Raw genomic sequence first — 903 nt, 5'->3', positions numbered from 1 at the left:
GCCGCGAGCGCCGCGCCTTCCATCGCTTCGGCGTGCGGCTGGGCGTGCCCGAGGTGTTCGGCACGCGGGTCGTCGCGCCGCTGCTCGTGAAGCTGTTCGAGGATCATCCGGATCTGTCGATCGACCTGCTGGCGCTGCCGCGCTTCGCCAACCTCGCCAACCGCGAGGCCGACCTGGGCGTCATGCTCGACCCGCCGTCGACGGGGCGGTACATGGTCACCCGTCTTGCCTCCTTCCGATTTTATTTGTACGCGGCGCCGACCTACCTGGCGAAGCACCCGCCGATCCGCACGCACGCGGACCTGGAGCGCCACGACTTCGTCGACTACGTGCAGGACCGCCTCGCGAGTCGCGAACTGTCGTACCTGAACGAGCTCGGATTCACGCCGCGCCGCCGGCTGTGCTGCTCGGGCATGACGGCGCAGATCGAGGCGGCATCGCTGGGCATGGGCCTCATGATGGCGCCGCCGTACGCCGTGCCGGACGACGGCCGCCTCGTGCCCGTGCTGCCGGGCTTTTATGCCGAGCGCTCGTTCTGGCTCGCGGCACCGACGGACCTGTACCGGCTGCGCCGCGTGAAAGTGGTGTGGGACCTGCTGCGCGACCTGGCCGACAACAATCCGACACTGTGGTGGCACAACGGCGACATGGGGGAGGCGGCATGAACGCGACGACGATCCGCGGCTACGTCGAGACCGACCACGCCGCGGTCAACAAGGTCGCGCTGGCCGCGTTCGCGCAATACGCGGGCGACTACGACGACTGGCCCACGTTCAGCGCGGGCATCGGCCGGATGGCCGACCTGGCCGCGGACGGCGACCTGCTTGCTGAGCACCTGCTCGCCGGCGACTACGTGGTCATATCGCAGGCCAAGTCCGGCGCCGTCGCGGGCATGCACGGCGA

The 903-nt window shown here is 69.7% G+C and carries 1 protein-coding gene and 1 pseudogene; both read left to right on the top strand.

The window, feature by feature from the left end:
- Positions 1 to 665 (top strand): LysR substrate-binding domain-containing protein (locus ACEN88_RS32900; RefSeq protein WP_413346479.1); only part of this gene is annotated, 665 nt, incomplete at its 5' end.
- Positions 662 to 903, top strand: a pseudogene (locus ACEN88_RS32895) (hypothetical protein); the annotation flags it as partial. The gene ACEN88_RS32900 and the pseudogene ACEN88_RS32895, both read left to right, overlap by 4 nt.

The sequence above is a fragment of the Massilia sp. CT11-108 genome (assembly GCF_047302915.1).
GTDB classification, from domain to species: Bacteria; Pseudomonadota; Gammaproteobacteria; order Burkholderiales; family Burkholderiaceae_D; genus Telluria; species Telluria orientalis.
Note: the sequence above shows the minus strand (reverse complement) of the source record. Positions and strands in the feature narration are given on the sequence as shown.